Raw genomic sequence first — 25,055 nt, 5'->3', positions numbered from 1 at the left:
GTCAGACGCAGTTGTACTGCGCTGGCGTCAGGGTATCGCTCCCTATGAGAGTCTTTTCGTCGTTGCTGATAGCCGTGAGTGTGAAGTAGTCCGAGACCCCGGACAACGGGTCGGCGACCACGCCGTCTCGCCACAAGGCAGCCCGTGGGGTCGAGTTGACGAACCCCAGGCCGCCCACGGTTCCCGCACCACCGATCGCCTTTGCCGAGATGGCGCCGTTCTTGATGGTCCGGACCAACGAACCCTGATCATTCCATTCGGCCGCGGCGTAACTCGTGCGGGCGGAGCCGCGCAGTGCCTTGCCGTCCACGGCGATCACCCGTCGCCTGCCCGGGGCTGCGGCGCTGTGGCGGTGAGCCAACCAGGCACCCACGGCCGCGTCGAGTGCGTCGGTGTCGAGACGCTCGAGGACTCTCCCGATCGCCGACCTGGACGGCGCGTGCCGCCACCGCAGCAGGTGACGGCGCACGCCGAGCGCGGCGAGGAGCCCGGCGTCGGCGCGGGCGCCCCACTCGGCGAGTTCGTCGATGGTCCGGGCTCCCGAGACCACGGCGGCCGCGCAGACCAGCAGGATCGAGGCCAACGAGTACCAGCGGCCCCGCCGAGAGCGGGGATCGGGCACCGCCTCCAGGAAGATGCGCAGGTCAGACGTGTCGGCCGGATTGAGCGGCCCCAACTTGGCCAACACGGCAGGGATCGGGGAAGATGAGACAGCGGACACGGGAACCCTCTTGATCACTTGGCTTAGACACCTGAATGATCACGGATCCCGTGTCCGCTCTGTCGTCCGCCCCAAACCGCGGCTCCCTCGCACCAGTTGGGCGATCCCGGGAACTTGCACAAGCCCTGAGTGCCACCCGGTCAGGAGTTCTCGGTGCTCTTCGTCGACGATTCGACGGACGACACCCGCGAGGCGATCGAGAAGGAGGCCGGGCGACTGCCGATCGAGGTCTGCGTGCATCATCGGGCAGACCCAGTGGGCGGTCTCGGAGGTGCTGTGATGGAGGGCATCGCCCGCAGCGTCTCCCGGTGGATCGTCGTCATGGACGCGGACCTCCAGCACCCGCCCACACTGCTGCCCGAACTGATCGCCAAGGGCGAGGAGACGGGAGCCGATTACGTCATCGCGAGCCGCTACGTCGGCGGTGGGGACCACAGTGGGCTCGGCACCCGCTACCGCGTTCTGGTGTCTGGCATTTCCACATCGGTGGCCAAGGCGCTCTTCCCGAAAGCGCTGCGGGACGTCACCGATCCCATGAGCGGCTACTTCGCCATTCGCCGCGATGTAGTCAGGCGGGCACAAGGCACGGGTGCTGTACGACCCTTGGGGTACAAGATCCTCTTGGAGCTGATCGTCCGCAGCCGTCCTCGCTCCGTCACCGAAGTGGCGTACGACTTCGGCGTCCGCTACGCGGGCGAGTCCAAGTCGACCGTGCGCGAGGGGCTACGGTTCCTGCGTCATCTGCTGCGACTGCGCACCAGCGGTATGCCCACCCGCGCGCTCGCCGTCGGAGCGATCGGCCTGTCCGGATTTCTGCCGAACCTCGCGGTTCTGTGGGCGCTGACCCACAGAACCGGCCTTCACTACGCGGCCGCCGAGGTCATAGCCAACCAGGTCGGTGTGCTCTGGAACTTCGTGCTCATCGACAGGGTGCTCTACCGCGGACGCAAGCACGTGGGCCCTCGCGCACGGCTGCTGAGCTTCATCGCGCTCGCCAACGCCGATCTCGTGGCCCGAATTCCCCTCATACTGCTGCTCGTGTCCGGCCTCGGCCTCACGCCCCTGCTGGCCACGGCGACAGCCATGACCCTCGTCTTCGTCCTGCGCTTCCTCTGCGTCGACCGCTTCCTGTACCGGTAACGCCAGCTATCGCACGGTCCTTGGGCCACGAGGCGCGCGTAGGCGGCCCAGCAGGTCTCGGCGTGCCCGTCGCGGAAGTGACGTTCAAACTGGTGTCCAGTCGCCCGGATGGTCGGAGTCGATCCCGGCCAGGACGTGGGCGGGCCAATCGGGGGTGCGGCTCACCGGCGGAGTAGGCGCAGTCAGCCACCGTGGCCCAGCGGGCGAGGCCCGCCTCCTGCGCCGGACCGCGAGCGCGGCAACGAGCTATGGTTCATGAGCCTGCCGCGACCGAGTTCCGTGTGGCGAGCTGGTCCCGGCCTGATCCTGGACCGCGACGCCACGCCGACCGCCCGCCACTCGGAAAAGGAACAGGCCGTCCCGACCTACAGGGGGACTCGGCTTCCGTCTTTTGCTGTGTTTCCTCGCGAACACCGGCGCGGCCGTGCTGGGACATCTGGGCCCGGTCACGCCGGAGCCAACACCACTGCCGACCACTTCGCGGTGTTCAACCAGGCGCTCGCGCAGATCCACGACCCCCACCGACACGGACCCGACCTACTCATTCGCGTCGGCCGGATCCGCGAAAGTCTTCCTCGCCCACATCCGAGACGTGTGGAAACGCCGAGCCGCTGTCCGGTCCCCACAGCCGCTCGACCGGAGAGTCGCTGCCGACGATGCGGGGGCCGGCGCCCGCGGGTGGGACCGCGTCACGACGCTCTCCCAGGCAGCCGCCACAAAAGGCCAGGTCAGACGCGTCTGAAGTGCGCTGACATGCTGCAACAGCGAGTCAGTACCGCACGGCGTGCGGCTAGTACCGCACGGAAAACCGCCGCGAGAATCGTGTTTCCCCAGGTCAGAACGATTCTGCCTGGGGATACTGGGTGGGGCGGGTGGGACTCGAACCCACGGCCGACGGATTATGAGTCCGCTGCTCTAACCGGCTGAGCTACCGCCCCTCCACGGCGTGGCGCGTACACCTGTACGCGCCGTCTGCCGCAGCATAGCCGGTCATACGATCTCCTGCTGCGGATGGTCGGCTTCGCATGACCATGAAGACACTGCAGCGTGCTGCCCGGTTCCGGGTGCGGCGCGATCTCCCCGAAAGAGTCACGGGCCGACCCCCTCGGGACACACGAGAAGAGGGCCCCGAGGGGCCCTCTTCCGTATCGCTCCCCCGACTGGACTCGAACCAGTAACCCTCCGGTTAACAGCCGAATGCTCTGCCAATTGAGCTACAGGGGATCGCGCTCCCCCGACTGGACTCGAACCAGTAACCTGCCGGTTAACAGCCGGCTGCTCTGCCAATTGAGCTACAGGGGATTGCTGCGGTGCCTCGATTCGCACCTGCCTGGCTGAAGCCGAGCGGCGCGCGTTCGCTGCGACACATACATTAGCGCAAGCAGGGGGGTGCTCCGCCAATCGGTATCCCCCGGGGTGATCTCGGGTGTCCGCGGGTAGGCGGGCAGCACACGTCGCACGGAGCGAAGGAAGGCTGGCAGCCATGCGGTACCGACTCACGTTCATCGCCGGAGTGGCCCTCGGATTCGTGCTCGGCACGCGCGCCGGGCGGGAGCGCTACGAGCAGATGAAGAAGGCCGCGCAGCGGTTCTCGGAGAATCCCGCCGTCCGGAACGCGGCGGAGTCCGCCGCGCACGGCAGCCGGGACTTCGCCGGCAAGGCGTACCACTCGGTGAGCGAGAAGGTCGGGGACAAGGTGCCCGTCTCCGTCTCCGACCGGGTGCGCTCGCTGCGTGAGCGCAGCGGTCAGAACGGCAGCGACGACTGGGGCACGACCAACACCTGATCCCCGTTCCCGTGCCGGGTACCGCCCGGTACGGGAACGGCGCGGGTGCCTGGCGGGTGCCGGGCACGGTGGGACGAGAGCGGTACAGGACCGGGACGGCGGCGGTACGGGACCGGTCCCCGAGTGCGGCAGAATCGTGTGCATGGGCATAGTGGCCGGCTTGGACAGTTCATCCGCCTTCACACAGATCGTCGTCTGCGACACCGACACCGGTGAGGTCTTGCGGCAGGGATACGCCGCGCACCCCGTCGAGGCCAAGGCCTCCGAGGTGGATCCGCAGGCGTGGCTGCTCTCACTCGGTGAGGCGGCCTCCGGAGGGCTGCTCGAAGGCGTCCAGGCCATCGGCGTGTCCGCGCAGCAGCACGGTCTGGTGCCGCTGGACCACCAGGGCAATCTCGTACGGCCGGCGCTGCTCGGCAACGACCGGCGCGCACAGGCCGCCGCGGCCGACCTGATCGACGGTCTCGGCGGGCGGCAGCCCTGGGCCGAGGCCGTCGGGGCCGTTCCGCAGGCCGCGCAGCCGGTGGCGAAGCTGCGCTGGCTCGCGCGTACCGAGCCGGAGAACGCGCAGCGGGTCGCCGCGGTCCTCCAGCCCCACGACTGGCTGGTGTGGCAGCTGCTGGGCCGGCCCGCCCGCCGTACGACCGACCGGGGTGCCGCGTCCGGCACCGGTTACTGGTCGGCGGGCTCGGCCTCCTACCGCCCCGATCTCGTGGAGCTGGCGCTCGGCCATCAGGCCGCGCTGCCCGAGGTGCTCGGCCCGGCCGACGCCGCGGGAACCACTCCGGAGGGGCTGCTGATCTCGGCCGGTACGGGCGAGACGATGGCCGCGGCCTTCGGGCTGGGAGTCGCGGTGGGCGACGCGGTCGTGTCGCTGGGGGCCTCGGGTTCGGTGATGGCCGTGCACCACGAGGCGCTGGCAGACCCGACCGGGATGATCACCTCGTTCGCCGACGCGACCGGGATGCACCTGCCGGTGGTCCACACGTCGAACGCCGTGCGCGCGTTGCGCGGGACGGCCGAGATGCTGGACCTGGAGGGTGGTCTGGAGGAACTCTCCGCGCTGGCCCTCAAGTCGACCCCCGGGGCCTCCGGGCTCGTCCTGCTGCCGTACCTCGAGGGTGAGCGGACCCCGCACCTGCCGCACACCGCGGGCACGCTGAGCGGGCTGCGGCGCGAGTCGATGAAGCCGGAGCACCTGGCGCGCGCCGCCTTCGAGGGGATGCTCTGCTCGCTGGCCGACGCGCTCGACGTGCTGCGCGGCCGGGGTGTGGAGGTCCGGCGGGTCTTCCTGCTGGGCGCGGCGGCCGAGTTGCCCGCCGTGCAGGCGATGGCGCCTTCGGTCCTGGGCAGCCAGGTCGTCGTCCCGCAGCCCGCCGAGTACGCGGCGCTGGGCGCGGCCCGGCAGGCCGCGTGGGCGCTCGGGGTCTCCGAGGGGACGCTGGATCCGCGTACTCCCCCGGCCTGGCGGGGCGCGGCGGCGCAGGTGCTGGAGCCGGGCGAGGAGCTCCCCGTAGGCCGCGCGGTGCGTCAGCAGTACGGCGCGACCCGGGACCAGATCCACCCCGGGGCGTTCGGTACGGGCGTCTGAGCGGACACGCTCGCGCCTGCTGAGTCGCGTGCCCGGAATTTTGACCGGGGTTTGGGCAAAAGCGTTGGCCGCCGGGGCGGGGCGTGCCGGAGTATGGACCGGCCCCTTTTGCCTTCGCCGACCCGAGAGACACGCGTGCTCATAAAAATCCTGCGGACCTATCTGGGTCCGTACAGACAGTCCATCGTGCTGCTGGTGGCGCTCCAGCTGCTGCAGACCTGCGCCAGCCTCTACCTGCCCAGCCTCAACGCGGACATCATCGACAACGGTGTCGTGCAGGGGGATACGGGCTACATCCTGCAGTACGGCGCCGTGATGATCGCGGTGAGCGTCATGCAGATCGTCTGCAACATCGGCGCGGTGTACTACGGCGCCCGGACGGCCTCGGCGCTCGGGCGTGACGTGCGGGCGTCGGTGTTCGGCAAGGTGCAGTCGTTCTCCGCGCGCGAGGTGGGCCGGTTCGGCGCCCCTTCGCTGATCACCCGGACGACCAACGACGTGCAGCAGATCCAGATGCTGGTCCTGATGGCGTTCACCCTGATGGTCTCGGCGCCGATCATGTGTGTCGGCGGCGTCATCATGGCGCTCGGCCAGGACGTCCCGCTCTCCGCGGTGCTGCTGGCGGTGCTGCCGGTCCTCGGCATCTCGGTGAGCCTGATCGTCCGCCGGATGCGGCCGTTGTTCCGCATGATGCAGGTGCGGCTGGACACGGTGAACCGGGTGCTGCGTGAGCAGATCACCGGCAACCGGGTGATCCGCGCGTTCAACCGTGACGGTTACGAGGAGGAGCGCTTCCGCGGCGCCAACACGGAGCTGACCGATGTCGCGGTGTCGACCGGCCGGCTGATGGCACTGATGTTCCCGACCGTGATGACGGTGGTGAACCTGTCGTCCATCGCGGTGGTCTGGTTCGGGGCGCACCGCATCGACAGCGGCGGGATGCAGATCGGGGCTCTGACCGCGTTCCTGGCGTATCTGATGCAGATCGTCATGTCGGTGATGATGGCCACCTTCATGTTCATCATGGTGCCGCGCGCCGAGGTGTGCGCCGAGCGCATCCAGGAGGTCCTGGAGACCGATTCGAGCGTGGTACCGCCCACCGCACCGGTCACCGAGCTGCTCAGGCACGGGCATCTGGAGATCCGGGACGCGGAGTTCCGCTACCCGGGTGCCGAGGAGCCGGTGCTGCGCTCGGTGGGGCTGGTGGCGCGGCCGGGTGAGACGACCGCGATCATCGGGTCGACGGGCAGCGGGAAGTCGACGATGCTCGGTCTCGTGCCGCGGCTGTTCGACGCCACGGCCGGCGAGGTGCTCGTCGACGGCACCGACGTACGGACGCTGGACCCGGTGCTGCTGGCGAAGACCGTGGGCCTGGTCCCGCAGAAGCCGTACCTCTTCTCCGGCACGGTGGCGACGAACCTGCGCTACGGCAATCCGGACGCGACCGACGAGGAGCTCTGGCACGCGCTGGAGGTGGCGCAGGCCAAGGACTTCGTGGAGCGGCTGGAACACGGGCTGGACGCGCCGATCGCGCAGGGCGGCACCAATGTCTCCGGCGGTCAGCGGCAGCGTCTGGCGATCGCGCGGACACTGGTGCAGCGCCCGGAGATCTACCTCTTCGACGACTCCTTCTCGGCCCTGGACTACGCGACGGACGCGGCGCTGCGCGGTGCGCTGTCCCGTGAGACCGCGGGGGCGACCGTGGTGATCGTCGCCCAGCGGGTGTCCACGATCCGTGACGCCGACCGGATCCTGGTGCTCGACGAGGGCCAGGTCGTCGGGACGGGGACCCATCACGAGCTGATGGACGGCAACGAAACCTACCGGGAGATCGTGCTCTCCCAGCTGACGGAAGCGGAGGCCGCCTGATGGCCGGGCCGGGCGGACGGATGATGGCGGGGCCCACCGAGCGGTCCATGGACTTCAAGGGGTCGGGCAAGCGGCTGCTGAGGAGGTTCAGCAAGGAGAAGTCCTCGCTGTACCTGATGCTGGGCGCGGGGACGCTGAGTGTGGCGCTCTCCGTGGTGGGGCCGAAGATCCTCGGCGGGGCCACCGACCTGATCTTCGCCGGTGTCGTCGGGCGCGAGATGCCGGACGGTGCGACGAAGCAGCAGGCCATCGACGGGCTGCGTGAGCAGGGCAACGGCGGGCTCGCCGACATGCTGAGCGGGGTGGACTTCACCCCGGGCCAGGGCATCGACTTCGGGGCGGTGGGCACCGTCCTGCTGGCGGCGCTGATCGTGTACGTGGGTGCGGGCCTGCTGATGCTGGTCTCGACGCGGCTGTCGATCCGGGTGATCAACCGGGTCGTCTTCCAGCTGCGCGAGGACCTGCAGACGAAGCTGTCGCGGCTCCCGCTGTCCTACTTCGACCGGCAGCAGCGCGGCGAGGTGCTGAGCCGGGCGACCAACGACATCGACAACATCTCGCAGACGATGCAGCAGACGATGGGTCAGCTCATCAACTCGCTGCTGACCATCGTCGGCGTGCTGATCATGATGTTCTGGATCTCTCCGCTCCTCGCCCTGGTCGCCCTGGTGACGATCCCGCTGTCGGTGTTCGTCGCGACGAAGGTCGGCAAGCGTTCCCAGCCGCACTTCGTGGCGCAGTGGAAGGTGACGGGCAAGCTCAACGCCCACATCGAGGAGATGTACACCGGGCACACCCTGGTGAAGGTCTTCGGGCGCCAGGAGGAGTCCGCGAAGGACTTCGCCGAGCAGAACGAGGCACTGTACGAGGCCGGCTTCAAGGCGCAGTTCAACAGCGGGATCATGCAGCCGCTGATGATGTTCGTGTCGAACCTGAACTACGTGCTGGTCGCGGTCGTCGGCGGGCTCCGGGTCGCCTCGGGCTCGCTGTCGATCGGTGATGTGCAGGCGTTCATCCAGTACTCGCGTCAGTTCTCGATGCCGCTGACCCAGGTCGCCTCCATGGCGAACCTGGTGCAGTCGGGCATCGCCTCGGCCGAGCGGGTCTTCGGCCTGCTGGACGCCGAGGAGCAGGGTCCGGATCCGGTTCCGGCCGAGCGTCCCGAGGAACTGCGCGGAAGCGTCGCGCTGGAGAACGTGTCGTTCCGCTACGACCCGGAGAAGCCGCTGATCGAGGACCTCTCGCTGAGCGTCGAACCGGGTCACACGGTCGCGATCGTGGGACCGACCGGGGCCGGCAAGACGACCCTGGTCAATCTGCTGATGCGGTTCTACGAGGTGACAGGCGGCCGTATCACCCTCGACGGGATCGACGTGGCGCGGATGTCGCGCGACGAACTGCGTTCCGGCATAGGCATGGTGCTGCAGGACACCTGGCTCTTCGGCGGCACGATCGCGGAGAACATCGCCTACGGCGCCTCGCGCGAGGTGAGCCGGGAGGAGATCGAGGAGGCGGCGCGGGCGGCCCACGCCGACCGTTTCGTCCGCACCCTGCCCGACGGCTACGACACGGTGATCGACGACGAGGGCACCGGGGTCAGCGCCGGTGAGAAGCAGCTGATCACCATCGCCCGGGCGTTCCTGTCCGACCCGGTGATCCTCGTGCTGGACGAGGCCACCAGCTCGGTGGACACCCGCACCGAGGTGCTGATCCAGAAGGCGATGGCGAGGCTCGCCCACGGGCGTACGAGCTTCGTGATCGCGCACCGGCTCTCCACCATCCGCGACGCCGACGTGATCCTGGTCATGGAGAACGGGTCGATCGTCGAGCAGGGCACCCATGACGAGCTGCTCGCGGCGAAGGGCGCCTACGCCCGGCTGTACGCGGCGCAGTTCGCCGAGGCGCTGGCGGAGGTCGACTGAGCCGAGGTGCCGGCGGAGGCCGACCGCGCGTAGGTCGACCGACCGCGGGCGGCCCTCAGTCGAGGTAGCCGCGGAGCTGGTCCGCGTAGGCGTGGTCCCGCAGCTTGTCGAGCGTCTTGGACTCGATCTGGCGTATGCGTTCGCGCGTGACGCCGAAGATCCTTCCGATCTCCTCGAGCGTGCGGGGCCGCCCGTCCTCCAGGCCGTACCGCAGCTGGACGACCTTCCTCTCCCGTTCCCCCAGGGTGGAGAGCACCGCTTCCAGGTGCTCCCGCAGCAGGAGGAAGGCCGCGGTCTCCACGGGGGAGGCGGCGTCGCCGTCCTCGATGAGGTCACCGAAGGCGACGTCGTCCTCCTCGCCCACGGGGGCGTGCAGGGAGACGGGTTCCTGGGCGAGGCGCAGGACCTCCCCGACCCGTTCGGGCGTCAGGTCGAGCTGCGCGGCGACCTCCTCGGGGGTGGGCTCGTAGCCGCGCTCCTGGAGCAGGCGGCGCTGGACGCGCACCACCCGGTTGATCAGCTCGACGACGTGCACCGGCACCCTGATGGTCCTGGCCTGGTCGGCCAGCGCCCGGGACATCGCCTGCCGGATCCACCAGGTCGCGTACGTGGAGAACTTGTAGCCGCGGGCGTAGTCGAACTTCTCGACCGCCCTGATCAGGCCGAGGTTTCCCTCCTGGACCAGGTCGAGCATGGTCAGGCCGCGGCCGACGTAACGTTTGGCGACGGAGACGACGAGGCGGAGGTTGGCCTCGATGAGCCGGCGCTTGGCCATCCGTCCCATGACCACGAGGCGGTCCAGGTCGAAGGCGAGCCGGGAGTCCGGGTCGGGGGTACGGGCGAGCCGGTCCTCGGCGAAGAGTCCCGCCTCGACACGGCGGGCGAGCTCCACCTCCTCGGCCGCGCTGAGCAGCGGTATCCGTCCGATCTCGCGTAAGTACTGGCGGAAGAGGTCGGACGAGGGGCCGCCGGAGTCCGGGTGGCTCCGCGGCGCGGCGGGCTCGGAGGGCTCCACCGGTTCCTCCAGCACCGGTTCGGGCGCGTCGGCCGTCTCCGGGTGATGTGCGACCCGGTTCTGCGCGGGGATCGCGGGGACGAGCTCGGTCGTGGTCGGCACGGTCCGGGTCTGCACGGGGGCGACCTCCAGGTGATCGCTGCCGGATCGCGGGGATCGAGGTCCGCCCTCGGCGGACCGCCGCGCTCCGATGACTCAGGCACCGCCATCCAGTGTGGGGTACGACACATCGCCGCCACGAGGGGCGTGCGGTGACTTTTTGCGTCCGGTCCGTGACGGGGCGCTGATCATGCCGTCGGGGCTTCGATGCCTGCCGGGCGGATCGTGCCGCGTCGGGTGGCCACGGCGCGATGTGCGGGCGGGCGCGCTGCGACGACGCCCGCGACGGGATCCGCCGGACGGGGCCTACAGCGCGGCGGCGCCGTGGCCGCGCAGCGACTGGGCGTACTGCTGGAGGATCCAGACCTCGTTCTGCGCGGCGGCCAGGTGGTCGGGGGCGACGTTGCTGCCCAGGCGGGCGAGGCTGCCCTGGACGTCGGCGATCCTGCGGTCGACGGCACGCAGGCGGACCTGGACGAGCTGCATGCCCGCGTAGGTCTCGTCGATGGTCTTGCCGTGGAAGACCTCGACCGCGAGCTCGGTCACGAGGGCCCGCACGGTGTCGTCGGGAGCCGCGTCCAGCACGTTGACCAGGTAGTCGCGGGTCTCGGCCAGCCCCTGCTCGGCGCCGCCCGCCTCGGCGATGCACCGGCGTACGGCCGCGTAGGGCGGGGCGGTGAACTCGTCGTCCCCGTAGGCGTCGAAGGCCGGCGAGACCAGGGACGGCTTCTGCAGGGCCAGCTTGAGCAGCTCGCGCTCGGTGCGGTGGGCGGGGCTGCGGAGGTTGAGCGCGGGCCCGGTGGGCGCCTTCGGGGCCTGGACCTGCGGCTGCTGCGGGGGGCCGCCGCGGGAGGGCCCGCCGGGGGCGGGGCCCCGGTCACCGCGGTCGCGGGCCCAGCGGGCGAGCTGGTTGACCCGGTGGACGACGAACTCCTGGTCCAGGATGCCGATGAATCCGGCGAGCTGGACCGCCACCTCACGCTGCACGCTGCTGGTCTTGATCTTGGCGACGACCTGGGCGGCCTCGTCGAGCGCCGCGGCGCGGCCCGCGGGGGTCTCCAGGTCGTAGCGGGCGACGATCTGGCGGAGTGCGAACTCGAAGAGCGGGGTGCGGGGTTCGACGAGGTCTCGGACGGAGTCGTCGCCCTTGGCGAGCCGCAGGTCGCACGGGTCCATGCCGTCGGGCGCGATCGCGATGTACGTCTCGGCGGCGAACTTCTGGTCGTCCTCGAAGGCGCGCAGGGCGGCCTTCTGCCCGGCGGCGTCGCCGTCGAAGGTGAAGATCACCCGGGCGCTGCCGTTGTCCATCAGGAGCCTTCGCAGGATCTTGATGTGGTCGTTGCCGAAGGCCGTGCCGCAGGTGGCGATGGCGGTGGTGACCCCGGCGAGGTGGCAGGCCATGACGTCGGTGTAGCCCTCGACGACGACGGCGCGGCTCGCCTTGGCGATGTCCTTCTTGGCCAGGTCGATGCCGTACAGCACCTGGGACTTCTTGTAGATCGACGTCTCGGGGGTGTTGAGGTACTTCGGGCCGTTGTCGTCGTCGCGCAGCTTGCGGGCGCCGAAGCCGACCACATCGCCGGAGGTGTCGCTGATCGGCCACATCAGCCGGCCGCGGAAACGGTCGATGGGGCCCCTGCGGCCGTCCTGGGAGAGCCCGGAACTGACGAGTTCCTTGTCGCTGAAGCCCTTGCCGCGGAGGAACCGGGTGAGGTGGTCCCAGCCCGCGGGGCTGTAGCCGACACCGAAGTGGGCCGCGGCCTCCTGGTCGAAGCCGCGTTCGGCGAGGAACCTGCGGCCGATCTCGGCCTCGGGGCCGTTCAGCTGCTCCCGGTAGAAGTCGGCGGCGATCTTGTGCGCCTCGACCAGCCGGATGCGCTCACCGCGCTGATGGGAGGGGTTGTAGCCGCCCTCCTCGTAGCGCAGCGTGATGCCCGCCTTGGCGGCGAGGCGCTCGACCGTCTCGGAGAAGGTGAGGTGATCGATCTTCATCACGAAGGCGATCGTGTCCCCGCCCTCCTGGCAGCCGAAGCAGTGGAACAGGCCCTTGCCGGGGCTGACCTGGAAGGAGGGGGACTTCTCGTCGTGGAAGGGGCAGAGGCCCTTGAGGTTGCCGCCGCCGGCGTTGCGCAGCTGGAGGTACTCGGACACGACGGCGTCGATCGGGACCGCGTCCCGGACCGCCTTCACGTCGTCGTCATTGATCCTGCCTGCCACGTGTGAAGTCTACGGGTGGCGCGGACCTCCGGGACCGGCAGGCGGCGGGGGCCCGCCCCGGCGCACCGACGGGCCCCGGGGGTCCGTGCCACCGCTCAGAGCAGCGATTCCAGCGGCACCGAGGGGTCGCCCAGGGCTTCGGGATCGACCGGCCGGGCCGCCGTGACCAGCTTCTGGATGGCCTCGGTGACGTCCCACACATTCACGTTCATCCCCGCGAGCACCCTGCGGTCCTTCAGCCAGAAGGCGATGAACTCGCGCTTCCCGGCGTCTCCCCTGATGACGACCTGGTCGTACGAGCCGGGCGGCGCCCAGCCGGAGTACTCGAGGCCGAGGTCGTACTGGTCGGAGAAGAAGTACGGCACCCGGTCGTACGTCACGTCCTGGCCGAGCATCGCCTTCGCGGCCGCGGGTCCGCTGTTGAGGGCGTTGGCCCAGTGCTCCACCCGCAGCCTGCCGCCGAAGAGCGGGTGGTCCACGGAGGCGATGTCCCCGGCGGCGTAGATGTCCGGGTCGCTGGTGCGCAGGGAGGCGTCGACGATCACACCGCCGCCCTGGGACCGGTCCGCCATCTCCAGCCCGGCGGCCTCGGCGAGCGAGGTGCGCGGGGCCGCGCCGATCGCGGCGAGCACGTCGTGGGCGGGGTGCTCCTCCCCGTCGTCCGTGCGGGCGGCGAGGACCAGGCCGTCCGTCCCGGTGATCTCGGTCAGCCGGGCACCGAAGTGGAAGCGGACGCCGTGATCGGCGTGCAGCTCGGTGAAGATCTGGCCGATCTCCGGGCCGACGACGTGCTCCAGCGGGGTGGCCGAGGGGGCGACGACGGTGACCTCGGCGCCGTACTCCCGGGCCGCCGCGGCGACCTCCAGGCCGATCCACCCGGCGCCGGCGATCACCAGGTGGCCGTTGTCCCGGCCGAGGGCGGTGAGGACGCCCCGCAGCCGGTCGGAGTGGGCGAGGCGGCGCAGATGGTGGACGCCGACCAGGTCGGTGCCCGGGATGTCCAGGCGGCGCGGTTCGGCGCCGGTGGCCAGGAGAAGCTTGTCGTAGTGCACGACCGTGTTGTCGCCGAGCTGCACGGAGCGCCCCGCCCGGTCGATGGAGGTGACCGTCTGGCCGAGGTGGAGCTCGATGTCCTCGGCCGCGTACCAGGCGGTCTCGTGGACCGCGGTGGATTCCCGCCCGTCCTTGCCCAGCAGGTACCCCTTGGACAGGGGAGGCCGCTCGTACGGATGGTCGCGCTCGTCGCCGATGAGGATCACCCGGCCGCTGAAGCCCTCCGCCCGGAGTGTCTCGGCCGCCTTCGCTCCGGTGAGTCCTCCACCGACGATGACGAACGTCCGATGTGCGTCGACCACTTGATGCCTCCTCGGTACTGGTGCTGCGCTGCGCCACCACCCTGCGAGCGTCCCGCACGCAGCGTGATGGCGAAAGAGGGTGTGCCCCGATCCGGTCACCGCCACTGGCATGTGGCCCGGTCAAGGTCCAGTCTGCCGGGCCCCCGTGAGTGTTCGGTGAAGGGAACGCGCGGAGGCGTCGGTGAGCGCGGCGATCTGGTCGACGAGGACCCTCTTGCGGGCCCTGTCGTCGGGCGCCGTGGCGTACAGGGTGTGGAACTGCGGCTCAAGCCCCTCGGGTGCCCGGGCGGTGAGCGCGGCGGCCAGCTCGGCGATGACGATCCGCTGGCCGGCGCGGATGGTCTCCTGTTCGGCGCGCTGCATGACGTAACGGACCGCGACGGCCTTGAGCACGGCGCACTCGTTGCGCGCCTCGCGTGGCACGATCAGCTCCGCGGTGTACCTGCGGAGGCGCCCCGGGCCGTACGCCTCGCGGGTCGCGGCCTCGGCGGCGAGGCAGAACCTGCCGATGAGCTGGCTCGTCGCGTCCTTGAGCCGGGCCTGGGCGACCGCGGTCCCGTCGTAGCCGTGCGGCCACCACTCCTGGGCGGTGAGGCGGTCGAGGGCTTCGGCGAGCTCCCGGGGGTCGGTGTCCGCCGGGACGTACCGCCCGATCGCGACCTTCCAGATCTCGGCGCGTTCCGTTTCGGAGAAGAGGCAGCCGGGGTCGATGTGCCCGGCGTGCAGGCCGTCCTCGAAGTCGTGCACGGAGTAGGCGACGTCGTCCGACCAGTCCATGACCTGGGCCTCGAAGCACGTACGCCCCTGGGGCGCGCCCTCGCGGACCCAGGCGAAGACCGGCACGTCGTCCTCGTACACCCCGAACTTCGGGGATCCAGGGTCCGTGGGGTGTTCCCCGCGGGGCCACGGGTACTTGGTGGCGGCGTCCAGGGCGGCCCGGGTCAGGTTGAGCCCGACGCTGACGAGCTCGCCGCTCCGTGGGTCGCGGACGAAGCGCTTGGGTTCCAGCCGGGTGAGCAGGCGCAGCGACTGGGCGTTGCCCTCGAAGCCGCCGCAGTCCGACGCGAAGTCGTTGAGGGCCTGTTCGCCGTTGTGTCCGAAGGGCGGGTGTCCCATGTCGTGGGAGAGGCAGGCCGCTTCCACGAGGTCGGGGTCGCAGCCGAGCGCGGCGCCGAGCTCCCGGCCGACCTGGGCGCACTCGAGTGAGTGGGTGAGTCGGGTGCGGGGGCTGGCGTCCCAGGCGTGGCCACGGGTGCCCGGCGTGACGACCTGGGTCTTGCCGGCGAGCCTGCGCAGGGCGGCGGAGTGGAGTACCCGCGCGCGGTCGCGCTGGAACGCGGACCGGCCGGGCCGTTTGTCGGGCTCGGTGTCCCAGCGCTCGGCGTCAGCGGTGCCGTAGGCCGTGTCCCGGGGATCGTACGTACCGTCCATACCCCGACATTAGCCCGGTGGACTGACGTCAAGGGTCAGGCGGTGGCCAGGAGGTGCGGGTGCGTCAGGGCCTCGTGGGCGGCCGTGGGCGCGGCGACTGCCTGGTCGTAGCGGTGCAGCAGGAGGCGTGCCATCGCCGGGTGCGCCCCGAGCGGTGCGGCGGCGACACCCGGTGCGGCGGCGGCCGTGACGGTGGCGAAGCGGCCCGGCGCGGTGAAGTACGAGGCGACGGCGGTGCGGTGACGGCCCCGGGCGGCCAGCGCCCGCAGGGCGGCCGGCACGGTGGGCGCGGCGGCCGAGGCGTAGGCGGGTACGACGGGTACGCCACCGAGGCGGTCGCTCAGCAGGGCTGCCGTCCGGCGCGCGTCGGTGTCCGAGTCGGGGTCGCGCGATCCGGCGGCGGCAAGTACCACCGCGGTGTCCCGGCGCATGCCGTCCTCGTCACGCCAGCCGGCCTCCAGGAGGCGCTCGTACAGGGCCTCGACGAGCAGCGGGTGCGGCCCGAGCGGGGCCGCGACGCGGGTCCGCAGCCGGGTCGCGGCGGCCGCCGCGCGCGGCAGGTCGTGCCGTACGTGGTGGCCGCGGCCGAGCAGCAGAGGTACGAGCACGGCCTCGCCCTGCCCGATGCCGTCCAGGGTGTCCGGGAGCAGGGGCTCGTTCAGCTCGATGTGGCCGAGCCGTACGTCGAGCCCGGGCCTCAGCTCCCGTACACGGTCCAGCAGTTCGAGGACCGTGCGCAGGGCCTGCGGGTCCCGGCTGCCGTGCGCGACGGCGACCAGGACGGGGGCTGCGGAGACGCGGGTACGGTGCATGGGCCTGCGGGTTCCGTTCAGGGAGACGAGGCCGAGCTGGCTTCCCAGCTGGGCGGTGATGCGGGTCAGGAGCTGCGCCGTGCTGTCGAGGGGCAGGGGCTCGCGGGGGTCTTCCGGTGCCGTCTCCGTCATGCACCGATGGTGCCGGGTGGACGTTGCCGGGCCGTTTCGCAGCGGTCACGGGGTTTTGCCTCGCCCTCACGCCGCGGGGTCGGGTGCCGTCAGGGTTCGTTCACACCGGGCGCGAACCGTCCGCGCCCGAAGTACGTCACCCCTGTGGGAGATCCGGTACGAGCGCGGGGGTCACATGAGGCCGGGAACACGGTGGGCGGCGGCACGGACCTGGCGGCCCCCGCGGTGGGCGGCGCGCGCGAGGCCGCGGCTGCCGAGTACCCGCAGGGGGCGGCGGCGGCTGGTACGGACGCTGATGGCCGCCTGCACCCTGGCGCTGCTGCCCGCGGCATGGCTGCACACCACGGCCGACGCCCGGGTACGGACGACCGCCGCCGCCCCGGTCCGGCCGGTCGCCGTGGTCTTCGGGGCGGGCCTGTGGGACGGCCGCCCCTCGCCCTACCTGGCCCACCGGCTGGACGCGGCGGCGGAGCTGTACCGGGCGGGCAAGGTGCGGGTCGTCCTGGTCACCGGGGACAACAGCCGGGTGGAGTACGACGAACCGGACGCCATGCGTGCCTACCTCACCGCGCGCGGGGTGCCGGACGGGCGGATCGTCAGCGACTACGCGGGCTTCGACACCTGGGACTCCTGCGTACGGGCCAGGAGGGTGTTCGGGGTGGAGCGGGCGGTCCTGGTGAGCCAGGGCTTCCACATCCGGCGGGCGATCGCGCTCTGCCGGTCCGCCGGGATCGACGCGTACGGGGTGGGGGTCGACGACGTGCACGACGTGACCTGGTACTACGGCGGCGCCCGCGAGGTGTTCGCGGCGGGCAAGGCGCTTCTCGACGTGGTGTTCAGGCCGGATCCGCACTTCCTGGGCCCCCGCGAGACCGGGGTGGCGGACGCGCTGGAGCACGACCTCACGGCGGGCCCCGGGGCGGGCTGAGGTGCGCGTACCGGTGGCGTAACCGGACGCACCGGTCCTCGTAATACCGGCCTCGCACGCTGAGTGCATGGCCCGCACCGAGACGTCCACCCACTGCCCGTACTGCGCCCTGCAGTGCGGGATGAAGCTGCGACCGGTCGACGACGGCAGCGTCGCCGAGGTCGTCGAGCGTACCGACTTCCCGGTCAACCGGGGAGCCCTGTGCGGGAAGGGGCGCACCGCGCCCGCCGTGCTCATGGCCGGTGCGCGGCTGACCTCGCCCCTGGTGCGTGACGCCGCCGGCGAACTGGCCCAGGCGAGCTGGGACGAGGCGCTCGGGCGGATCGCGGACGGGCTGCGCCGGACCCGGGCCGAGCACGGCCCGGACGCCGTGGGCGTGTTCGGAGGGGGCGGGCTCACCAACGAGAAGGCCTACGCCCTCGGGAAGTTCGCCCGGGTGGTGCTGGGCACCTCGCAGATCGACTACAACGGCCGTTTCTGCATGTCGTCGGCGGCGGCCGCGCACCAGCGGGCGTTCGGCCTCGACCGCGGGCTGCCGTTCCCGCTGGAGGACATCCCCCGGACGGGGTGCGTGATCCTGGTCGGCTCGAACCTCGCCGAGACCATGCCGCCCGCGCTGCGCTACCTCACCGAGCTGAAGGAGAACGGCGGCCGGCTGATCGTCATCGATCCGCGCCGGACCAGGACCGCCGAGCAGGCGGATCTGCACCTGGCGCCCCGTCCGGGCACGGATCTCGCCCTCGCGCTCGGCATGCTGCACCTGGTGGTGGCCGACGGGCGGGTGGACGAGGACTTCGTGCGCACCCGGACGAGCGGCTGGGACGAGGCCAGGGCTGGCGCGATGGCGCACTGGCCGGAACTCGTGGAGCGCCTCACCGGAGTCGCCGTGCCCCAGCTGCGCGCGGCCGTGGAGATGTTCTGCGGCGCGGGAAGCGGGATGGTGCTGACCGCGCGCGGACCCGAGCAGCAGGCCAAGGGCACCGACACGGTGGGGGCGTGGATCAACTTCTGCCTGGCCACGGGCCGGGCGGGCCGACCGCTGTCCGGCTACGGCTGCCTGACCGGCCAGGGCAACGGCCAGGGCGGCAGGGAGCACGGCCAGAAGGCCGACCAGCTGCCCGGCTACCGCAAGCTCACCGATCCGGCGGCGCGCCGCCATGTGGCCGGGGTGTGGGGCGTCGACCCCGACTCCCTCCCGGGGCCGGGGCGCAGTGCCTACGAGCTGCTGGACGCGCTGGGGCGGGATGTGCGGTCGTTGCTGGTCATGGGGTCCAACCCGGTGGTGTCGGCGCCCCGTGCGGGTCATGTGGAGGAGCGGCTGAGGTCGCTGGACTTCCTGGCGGTCGCGGATGTGGTGCTGTCCGAGACGGCAGCGCTGGCCGATGTGGTGCTGCCGGTGACGCAGTGGGCGGAGGAGGACGGGACGACGACCAATCTGGAGGGGCGGGTGCTGCTGCGGCGGCGCGCGGTCACCCCTCCGGAGGGCGTCCGCAGCGACCTGGAGGTGCTGGAGGGGCTGGCCGGACTCCTGGGGCACGGCAAGGGGTTCCCGGCTGTTCCGGAGCAGGTCTTCGACGAGCTGCGCCGGGCCTCGGCCGGTGGGGCCGCCGACTACGCGGGCATCACCTACGCCCGGATCGCGGCCGAGGACGGGGTGTTCTGGCCCTGCCCGGACGAGGAGCACGCGGGGACGCCCCGGCTCTTCCTGGAGCGGTTCGCCACCGACGACGGCCGGGCCCGGTTCGTGCCGGTCACGCACCGTGCCTCCGCCGAGGAGACCGACGCGGAGTACCCGGTGGTGCTGACGACGGGGCGGGTGGTGTCCCAGTACCAGTCGGGCGCTCAGACTCGCAGGGTGGCCGAGCTGAACGCCGCCGCGCCGGGGCCGTTCGTGGAGCTGCATCCGCGTCTCGCCGAGCGGATCGGGGTCGCCGAGGGCGAGCGGGTCGCGGTCACCTCACGGCGCGGGCGGGCGGTGGCCCCGGCCCGGATCACGGGGGCGATCCGGCAGGACACGGTGTTCATGCCGTTCCACTGGCCGGGCGAGGGCCGGGCCAACACCCTGACGAACCCCGCGCTGGACCCGGTGTCGCGGATGCCGGAGTTCAAGGTGTGCGCCGTGCGGGTGGAGGCCGCCGGGTGAGCCAGTCACCGGTCGGTATGCGGGTGCCGCCTGCCGCCAGGGAGCGGACGATCGCGGGGGCGGCGAGATAGACCCAGGCCCGGACGGGCCCGGCGGGGCCCGTCCGGGCGGAGTCGGGGGACGCGGGCAGGGCGGGCCGGGCCACCCGCTCGTACAGATTGCGCGGGTGGCCCGGCCCCAGGTACTGCTCCAGGCCGTCCAGGAGCGCGAGCAGTTCCGGGTACGCGCCGGGTGTGGCGGTGACCAGCGCTCCGCGCACGGTCCCGTCTCCCCCGGTCGCGTACGGGTAGCCGGGGCCCTCGTAGAGGAGGGCGTCCGGCAGGACGGCCGGGCGCTCGTCGCTCGTACGGCCCTTGAGGAACCGGTCGTGGTTGTGTTCCCCCGGCAGCAGGGTGCCGTAGACGAAGAAGGGCAGCTCGGTCACAGGTCCGCCGGGGGCGCGGTCTCCGCGGCCACCCAGTCGAGGTAGCGCTCGCTGCCCCGCACCACCGGGAGGGCGATGATCTCCGGCGTCGCGTAGTCGTGGGCCGCGAGCAGGTGGGCCTCCAGCTCGTCGTAGCGCTCGGCCGTGGTCTTGAGGAGCACCTGCCACTCCTCGGTGGTCTCGATGGCGTCGTTCCACCGGTAGACGGAGGTTACGGGCGCGGAGACCTGGCCGCAGGCGGCGAGCCTCGCCTCGACCGCGCCGCGGGCCAGGTCGCGCGCCTTCTCCTCGCTGTCCGTCGTGGTCAGCACCGTCAGGCATACGGGCTCGGCCATCGCGGGTCTCCTCGTCTCTCGGGGGTCCGTGCACGGCATGTCCGGAGGTCGTCCCCGGTGCCGTGCCCCCTCGATTGTCGGCCCCGGCGGATTCAGCCGCCGTACGGATGGCGGATCCTGGCCTCGCGCAGGGCCCGGCCCCACCAGACGAGCTGGTCGAGCATCCTCTTGGCCGCCCCGTCGACGGGTCCCGGGTCCCTGGGTTCGCCCAGGTCGTCGAAGAGGGCACCGGCGTTGTGGAAGGAGACGGTGTCGCGTACGGAGACGGCGTGGAGCTCGGCGAAGACCTGCCGCAGGTGCTCGACGGCCCGCAGGCCCCCGGAGATTCCGCCGTAGGAGACGAACGCGACGGGTTTGGCCTGCCATTCGGAGAAGTGCCGGTCGACGAGGCTCTTCAGCGGGGCCGGATAGGAGTGGTTGTACTCGGGGGTCAGGACGACGAAGGCGTCGGCGCGCGCGAGCCGTGGGGCCACCGGAGCGGCCGTGGGCACCTCGGTCTCGGCCACGTCGATCAGCTCGGTCTCGACGCCCGGGTGGGCGGCGGCGCGTCGCAGGAACCACTCGGCGACGACGGGCCCGAAGCGGCCCTCGCGGTTGCTGCCGAGGATGACGGCCACCTTCAGCGGGGCGTCGGGCGAGGCGGGAGCAGGTGTGTTGAGGTCCATGGGCAGCAGACTCACACCTCAACCGCACTTGAGGTCAAGCGTGATGCGCGGCGCCTACGCTGAGGGCCATGACGACTTCCACGACGGACCTGTACGTCGAGTTCGACGGCCACCCCGCCACCGGGGAGGATCTGCGGATCCCGGCCTTCGCGGGTTACGGCCACTTCACCGCGATGCAGGTCAGGGACCGTACGGTGCGAGGTCTCGCGCTGCACCTGGAGCGTCTGGACTCCGCGAACCGGGAGCTCTTCGGATCGCCCCTGGACGGCGGGCGGGTCCGTGAGCTCGTCGGGCACGCGCTCGACGGCGCGGGGGCGACGGACGCGTCGGTCCGTGTGCACGCCTACCTGCCGCCGGACCGCACGGCGACGGTGACGATGGTGACGGTGAGGGAACCCGCCCGGGTGGACGGCACTCCGCGGAGCCTCATGTCGGTGCCGTACGCCCGGGCGGTCCCCCACATCAAGCGCCCCGGCGAGTTCGCCCAGGTCTTCTACGGGCAGCAGGCGCGGCGGGCCGGGTTCGACGAGGCCCTGCTCACCTCACCCGGGGGCATGGTCACGGAAGGCGCGATCACCAACATCGGCTTCTGGGACGGCACATCGGTGGTCTGGCCGGACGCGCCGGCGCTGACGGGGATCACGATGGCCCTGCTGGAGACCGGGCTCGCCCGGGCCGGGCGGCCCTCCCGCAGGCGCGGGGTGACGCTCGAAGGGCTGAGCGCGTACCGGGCGGCGTTCATCAGCAACTCTCAGGGCATCGCACCGGTCCACCGGATCGACGACACGGCCTTCGAGGTCGACGGCGCGCTGATGGGCCTGCTCGGCCAGGTCTACGAGGACGCTCCGCGCGAGGCCCTCCCCGCACCCCGTACGGAGGCGTGAGCCGTGCTGATCCACATCGAGGCCACCGGGCTCCCGGGGCTCACCTGCGCCCCTGGCACGGACTTCGACGGCTACGAGGGCATCCATGTCGGCGTGCAGCGCAAGGACCGGCCGGACGAGCTGCTGGGCCTGCATCCGGGCGACGCGCCCCGCGCGCGCTGGACCCTGGAGTGCAGCGCCGCGGTCACGGCGGAGGGCGTCGAGGTGTCGGGGCCGTACGTCCAGAACCGGCTCGGAGGCCGGTTCCTCTATCTGTCCTGGGGGACCGTGGACGAGGCCGGCACCTTCACGATGTTCCGGAGGGCCAAGCTGATGATGAGCGACGTCCCCCCGGAGGTCCTGGAGGCGGCGGCCGGGACGGGGCACCTGACCGCGCGGCTGGGCCTCACCGACGGAAAGGGGCGGCCGCGGTGCGCACGGGTGCGCCCGCCGGACATCGTCTGGTCCGCGACGGACACGGGTGACGCGGACCCGGCCTGAGGCCGGGGAGACGACACCACCCTCACCGGTACCAGGGGGGACGAGCCCGGTGAGGGCGGTTGCCGTGGGGGCGGCGGGGGGGTGCCGCCCCTTGGGGGGATTGGTGCGGTCCCGTGGGGGGATAGAGGGCGTGTGCCCGGGCCTTCGGACTCCATTCCTGTGACCTGCGTCACACGCGAAGATCCGGGTGGGGTCACCCGATCGGCACCGGGCGGCCCGGAGCGCCTCAGCACCCCCGCGACCCGCGCCGTACCGCACCGTCGGGCGCCTCGCCCGGGGCTGTACGGGTGAACGCTGATTCCGCGCCGGCGTGCGGCCGGCCGGTGCGGCCCGTTACCTCGGAGGCAGGACACATCCGTCTGCCCGGAGGATTCCCATGCGCAGCCCCGCCCGTCTCGTGACCGGTACCGCCGCAGCCCTCGCCGCAGCGGCGCTCGGCCTCGCCGTCCCGTCCGCCCACGCGGACGGTCTCGGCAGACCGGGGCTCACCGCCGTGCCGGCGGCCGGTCAGCAGCCGGCCGGGGAGGAGGAGTGCGACCCGGCGGGGGCGCAGGTGTGCGAGCCCTCCGCCCCGGAGAACGCCGACGGTACTGATCCCTCCGCCGGGCTCGAGTCCGGTGAGCCGGCGCCCCTCGACGGCCTGGAGCCGCTCGGCGGCACGGAGCAGGCGGACGAACCGGCGGCCCCGGATGCCCTCTGGCCGGGGACGGAGGACCCTGCTGCGGACGAGGCGGACACCGGGACCGCGGCCGAGACCCTCCAGCGGCCCGGCAGCGGTACCGGCACGGACCCGGGGGCCCGCCCCGAACCCGTGCCGCCGGGTTCCGAGCCGGGGACCGCACGGCCGCCCGTTCCCCCCGGGCACCGCCCGACCACCGCGCCCAGCCCGAGCAGGCCCTCCGGGCACGTCGGTACGGGCGTCGGCGGCAGCGCCGCCCCCGACACCGCGCAGCTCGCCACCGGCGCGGGGCTGGTAGCGGCGGCCGTGCTCGGTGGAGCGCTGCTCCTTCGCCGGCGCCGCGCGGACGGCCCCCGCCACTGACGCCGGACGGGGAGCGGTCGTGGACAGGAGCGCGCTGAGGTCGAGGGCCTGGCTGGCGGGCGTCGTCGCACTGTGCGGCGTATGGCTGGTACAGACGGGTTCCGACCTGCGGACCGCCGCCCCTCAGCCGTCGGCCGCCCAGGCCTTCGCCTCGGGCCCCGGGGTGCGGCCGGGGTCGTCGGCCACCGGACCGCTGCGGTCATCCCCGCCCGTCAGGGTCCGCATCCCCGCGATCGGTGTGGACGCGCCCATGACCGGTCTGCGGCTGGGCGAGGACGGCAGCCTCGCGGCGCCGCCCGCGGCGGACCGCAATCTCGCGGGCTGGTTCGAGGGCGGCACGGCGCCGGGCGCCGCGGGCACGGCGATCGTCGCCGGCCATGTGGACAACGCCGAGGGCCCGTCGGTCTTCTACTCCCTCGGGTCGCTGAAGAAGGGCGCCGCCGTCGAGATCGACCGCCGGGACGGCCGCACCGCCGTCTTCTCGGTCGACGCGGTGGAGGTGTACGAGAAGGACGAGTTCCCCGACGAGCGGGTCTACGGAGCGACCCCGCACCCCTCGCTCCGGCTGATCACATGCGGCGGCGGCTTCAGCAGCGAGACGGGATACCTCGGGAACGTGGTGGCGTACGCCCACCTCACCGACGTGCGCTGACGGCGCTCCCGCGCGTCCCGCCGGCCTCAGCCGCCGAGCGGTTCGACCAGGCGGAACATGCCCGTCATGTCGCCGCGGGTGAAGCCTTCCCGCTCGTACAGGGGCAGCGCCTCGTCGGTGGCGAACAGCCCGACGAACGCGGTGGACGGCGCGACGCGCGCCACATGGTCCAGCAGGTGCCGCACGAGAGCCTTCCCGATGCCCGTCCCCTGGTGGGCGGGAAGCACCGCGACGTCCTGGACGTAGAAGTACTTGACTCCGTCCCCGACCAGACGGCCCATCCCCACGACCTGTCCGCCGGCGGAGGCGACGACACCCGCGACGGACCCGGCCAGGGACGCGGGCACGGTGGACACGTCGAAGGCGTGGCTCCAGCCGACCGCTTCGGCGAGGCGGCGGTGTTCGGCCGGGGTGGGCAGGCGGCCGGTGAGCACGAATGACGGGGACACGTCGCTGATCATCAGACGGCGGACCCGTCGGTGCAAATCCGCGCCGCGTGGCGACCGCTCAGGCCGTCCACTGGTCGAAGCCCAGCTTCGCGACCAGCGAGAACACCACGACGAGCAGGACCCCGCGGACGAAGCCGCTGCCCCTGCTGAGCGCCATCCGCGCGCCGATCATGCCTCCGGCCAGATTGAATACGGCCATCAGCGCGGCCAGCTGCCACAGGACCGTCCCCTGGTAGGCGAACATCGCCAGCGCACCGGCGTTGGTGCACACGTTCACGATCTTGGCGGTGGCGGAGGCGGTGACCAGGTCGAGATGGAGCACCGCGGTCAGCGCAAGCACCAGGAAGGTGCCGGTGCCCGGCCCGAACAGCCCGTCGTAGAAGCCGATGCCGCCGCCGACCAGCACGATCGCGGTGACCGTCCGGGCCCGGGTGACCCGCGCGCCCGTGCCGTCCCCCGCCGCCGCGGTACCGAAGGAGGGCCTCAGCATCACGAAGGCCGCGACCGCGAGCAGCACCACCATGATCACCGGGCGCAGCACGTCGCTGCTGATCCCCGCGGCGAAGAAGGCGCCGGTCATCGATCCGGCGAGCGCCATGAGCCCGATCCGGACGGCCGTGCCCACCTGGACCGGGGCCTTGCGCACATAGGTCACGGCGGCTCCGGACGTGCCGACGATGGCCACGGCCTTGTTGGTGCCGAGGACATGGGCGGCCGGGACGTGCGGAAGACCGAGCAGCAGGGCGGGCAGGAGGAGCAGCCCTCCGCCTCCCACCACCGCGTCGATCCAGCCGGCCGCTCCTGCGGCCAGGCAGAGGAAGACCAGGGTGGTGAGGGTTATCTCGGGCATGTCCACGACCTTAGACGGACCCGTGCGGGCGCCCTCACAGAGGGCCCGCGGGTGCGCTGAGCGCAAGGTTCCTCCCGGGAAACAGGAGGGATGCGGTCGGGTAACACCCACCG

General features: G+C 71.8%; 22 protein-coding genes and 3 tRNA genes. 11 read left to right on the top strand and 14 right to left on the bottom strand.

Features of this window, described 5'->3' with window-relative positions:
- Position 1: 1 nt before the first annotated feature.
- Positions 2-721, bottom strand: a complete 720-nt coding sequence (locus ACGFNN_RS02820; RefSeq protein WP_393552163.1) for a transposase family protein — start codon at positions 719-721, stop codon at positions 2-4.
- 153 nt (positions 722-874) lie between these two features.
- On the opposite strand from ACGFNN_RS02820, the gene ACGFNN_RS02815 reads away from it, so the two are divergent.
- Positions 875-1,861: a glycosyltransferase gene (locus ACGFNN_RS02815; protein ID WP_393552161.1), complete on the top strand. Its 987-nt coding sequence runs from the start codon at positions 875-877 to the stop codon at positions 1,859-1,861.
- An 864-nt stretch (positions 1,862-2,725) separates the two neighbouring features.
- Here the strand turns inward: ACGFNN_RS02815 and ACGFNN_RS02810 are convergent.
- The 3 genes from ACGFNN_RS02810 to ACGFNN_RS02800 form a co-directional block, all read right to left on the bottom strand.
- Positions 2,726-2,799: transfer RNA gene (locus ACGFNN_RS02810), tRNA-Ile, on the bottom strand.
- A gap of 213 nt (positions 2,800-3,012) precedes the next feature.
- Positions 3,013-3,085, bottom strand: a tRNA-Asn gene (locus tag ACGFNN_RS02805).
- A 5-nt stretch (positions 3,086-3,090) separates the two neighbouring features.
- Positions 3,091-3,163: transfer RNA gene (locus ACGFNN_RS02800), tRNA-Asn, on the bottom strand.
- 181 nt (positions 3,164-3,344) lie between these two features.
- Here ACGFNN_RS02800 and ACGFNN_RS02795 point away from each other — a divergent pair.
- The 4 genes from ACGFNN_RS02795 to ACGFNN_RS02780 all read left to right on the top strand — a co-directional run bounded on the left by ACGFNN_RS02795 (position 3,345) and on the right by ACGFNN_RS02780 (position 9,029).
- Positions 3,345-3,647 (top strand): YtxH domain-containing protein, encoded by a 303-nt coding sequence (locus ACGFNN_RS02795; protein WP_362544375.1) that lies wholly within the window; start codon positions 3,345-3,347, stop codon positions 3,645-3,647.
- A gap of 142 nt (positions 3,648-3,789) precedes the next feature.
- On the top strand, positions 3,790-5,238 hold the full coding sequence (locus ACGFNN_RS02790; RefSeq protein ID WP_393552159.1) for an FGGY family carbohydrate kinase: 1,449 nt from the start codon (positions 3,790-3,792) through the stop codon (positions 5,236-5,238).
- 135 nt (positions 5,239-5,373) lie between these two features.
- The gene (locus ACGFNN_RS02785; protein ID WP_393552157.1) at positions 5,374-7,107 is read left to right on the top strand and encodes an ABC transporter ATP-binding protein; all 1,734 of its coding nucleotides are present in this window, start codon (positions 5,374-5,376) and stop codon (positions 7,105-7,107) included.
- Positions 7,107-9,029 carry an ABC transporter ATP-binding protein gene (locus ACGFNN_RS02780; protein WP_393552155.1) on the top strand — a complete coding sequence of 641 codons (1,923 nt, stop codon included), beginning with the start codon at positions 7,107-7,109 and terminating at the stop codon, positions 9,027-9,029. Before ACGFNN_RS02785 ends, ACGFNN_RS02780 begins: the two co-directional genes overlap by 1 nt.
- Before the next feature lie 55 nt (positions 9,030-9,084).
- Here the strand turns inward: ACGFNN_RS02780 and ACGFNN_RS02775 are convergent, their stop codons facing one another.
- The 5 genes from ACGFNN_RS02775 to ACGFNN_RS02755 all read right to left on the bottom strand — a co-directional run bounded on the left by ACGFNN_RS02775 (position 9,085) and on the right by ACGFNN_RS02755 (position 16,090).
- Positions 9,085-10,161: an RNA polymerase sigma factor gene (locus ACGFNN_RS02775; RefSeq protein ID WP_393552153.1), complete on the bottom strand. Its 1,077-nt coding sequence runs from the start codon at positions 10,159-10,161 to the stop codon at positions 9,085-9,087.
- 288 nt (positions 10,162-10,449) lie between these two features.
- Positions 10,450-12,360: a DNA primase gene (gene dnaG, locus ACGFNN_RS02770; RefSeq protein WP_393552152.1), complete on the bottom strand. Its 1,911-nt coding sequence runs from the start codon at positions 12,358-12,360 to the stop codon at positions 10,450-10,452.
- 95 nt (positions 12,361-12,455) lie between these two features.
- Positions 12,456-13,715: an FAD-dependent oxidoreductase gene (locus ACGFNN_RS02765; protein ID WP_362544393.1), complete on the bottom strand. Its 1,260-nt coding sequence runs from the start codon at positions 13,713-13,715 to the stop codon at positions 12,456-12,458.
- Between the two features lie 120 nt (positions 13,716-13,835).
- Positions 13,836-15,146: a deoxyguanosinetriphosphate triphosphohydrolase gene (locus ACGFNN_RS02760; protein ID WP_393552150.1), complete on the bottom strand. Its 1,311-nt coding sequence runs from the start codon at positions 15,144-15,146 to the stop codon at positions 13,836-13,838.
- 35 nt (positions 15,147-15,181) lie between these two features.
- Positions 15,182-16,090, bottom strand: coding sequence for a sirohydrochlorin chelatase (locus ACGFNN_RS02755; RefSeq protein ID WP_393552149.1), 909 nt, complete (start codon positions 16,088-16,090; stop codon positions 15,182-15,184).
- Between the two features lie 175 nt (positions 16,091-16,265).
- Between ACGFNN_RS02755 and ACGFNN_RS02750 the strand changes: the two genes are divergently transcribed.
- Both ACGFNN_RS02750 and ACGFNN_RS02745 read left to right on the top strand, forming a co-directional pair.
- A complete protein-coding gene (locus tag ACGFNN_RS02750; RefSeq protein WP_393552147.1) occupies positions 16,266-17,018 on the top strand; it encodes a vancomycin high temperature exclusion protein in 753 nt (250 codons plus the stop codon).
- A gap of 67 nt (positions 17,019-17,085) precedes the next feature.
- Positions 17,086-19,161, top strand: coding sequence for a molybdopterin oxidoreductase family protein (locus ACGFNN_RS02745; RefSeq protein ID WP_393552145.1), 2,076 nt, complete (start codon positions 17,086-17,088; stop codon positions 19,159-19,161).
- Here the strand turns inward: ACGFNN_RS02745 and ACGFNN_RS02740 are convergent.
- The 3 genes from ACGFNN_RS02740 to ACGFNN_RS02730 all read right to left on the bottom strand — a co-directional run bounded on the left by ACGFNN_RS02740 (position 19,124) and on the right by ACGFNN_RS02730 (position 20,585).
- On the bottom strand, positions 19,124-19,585 hold the full coding sequence (locus ACGFNN_RS02740) for a gamma-glutamylcyclotransferase family protein (RefSeq protein WP_393552143.1): 462 nt from the start codon (positions 19,583-19,585) through the stop codon (positions 19,124-19,126). The two genes, ACGFNN_RS02745 and ACGFNN_RS02740, sit on opposite strands and share 38 nt — an antisense overlap.
- Positions 19,582-19,920, bottom strand: coding sequence for a divalent-cation tolerance protein CutA (gene cutA, locus ACGFNN_RS02735; RefSeq protein WP_362664584.1), 339 nt, complete (start codon positions 19,918-19,920; stop codon positions 19,582-19,584). The genes ACGFNN_RS02740 and cutA overlap by 4 nt, the downstream gene beginning before the upstream one ends.
- 92 nt (positions 19,921-20,012) lie before the next feature.
- On the bottom strand, positions 20,013-20,585 hold the full coding sequence (locus ACGFNN_RS02730; RefSeq protein WP_393552896.1) for an NADPH-dependent FMN reductase: 573 nt from the start codon (positions 20,583-20,585) through the stop codon (positions 20,013-20,015).
- A gap of 68 nt (positions 20,586-20,653) precedes the next feature.
- Here ACGFNN_RS02730 and ACGFNN_RS02725 point away from each other — a divergent pair, with 68 nt between their 5' ends.
- The 4 genes from ACGFNN_RS02725 (at position 20,654) to ACGFNN_RS02710 (ending at position 23,643) form a co-directional block, all read left to right on the top strand.
- A complete protein-coding gene (locus ACGFNN_RS02725) occupies positions 20,654-21,469 on the top strand; it encodes an aminotransferase class IV (RefSeq protein WP_393552141.1) in 816 nt (271 codons plus the stop codon).
- 3 nt (positions 21,470-21,472) lie between these two features.
- Complete coding sequence (locus tag ACGFNN_RS02720) at positions 21,473-21,949, top strand: DUF5990 family protein (RefSeq protein ID WP_393552140.1); 477 nt, start codon at positions 21,473-21,475, stop codon at positions 21,947-21,949.
- Between the two features lie 376 nt (positions 21,950-22,325).
- On the top strand, positions 22,326-22,991 hold the full coding sequence (locus ACGFNN_RS02715; protein ID WP_393552138.1) for a hypothetical protein: 666 nt from the start codon (positions 22,326-22,328) through the stop codon (positions 22,989-22,991).
- Positions 22,992-23,010: 19 nt separating this feature from the next.
- Complete coding sequence (locus ACGFNN_RS02710) at positions 23,011-23,643, top strand: class F sortase (protein ID WP_393552136.1); 633 nt, start codon at positions 23,011-23,013, stop codon at positions 23,641-23,643.
- Between the two features lie 26 nt (positions 23,644-23,669).
- Here the strand turns inward: ACGFNN_RS02710 and ACGFNN_RS02705 are convergent, their stop codons facing one another.
- Entirely contained in the window at positions 23,670-24,092 is a 423-nt protein-coding gene (locus tag ACGFNN_RS02705) for a GNAT family N-acetyltransferase (RefSeq protein WP_393552134.1), read from the bottom strand.
- Positions 24,093-24,150: 58 nt separating this feature from the next.
- The gene (locus ACGFNN_RS02700; protein ID WP_362664599.1) at positions 24,151-24,942 is read right to left on the bottom strand and encodes a TSUP family transporter; all 792 of its coding nucleotides are present in this window, start codon (positions 24,940-24,942) and stop codon (positions 24,151-24,153) included.
- Positions 24,943-25,055 lie beyond the last annotated feature (113 nt).

Source organism: Streptomyces sp. NPDC048590 (assembly GCF_043199535.1).
In the GTDB taxonomy this organism is placed as follows: domain Bacteria; phylum Actinomycetota; class Actinomycetes; order Streptomycetales; family Streptomycetaceae; genus Streptomyces.
Note: the sequence above shows the minus strand (reverse complement) of the source record. Positions and strands in the feature narration are given on the sequence as shown.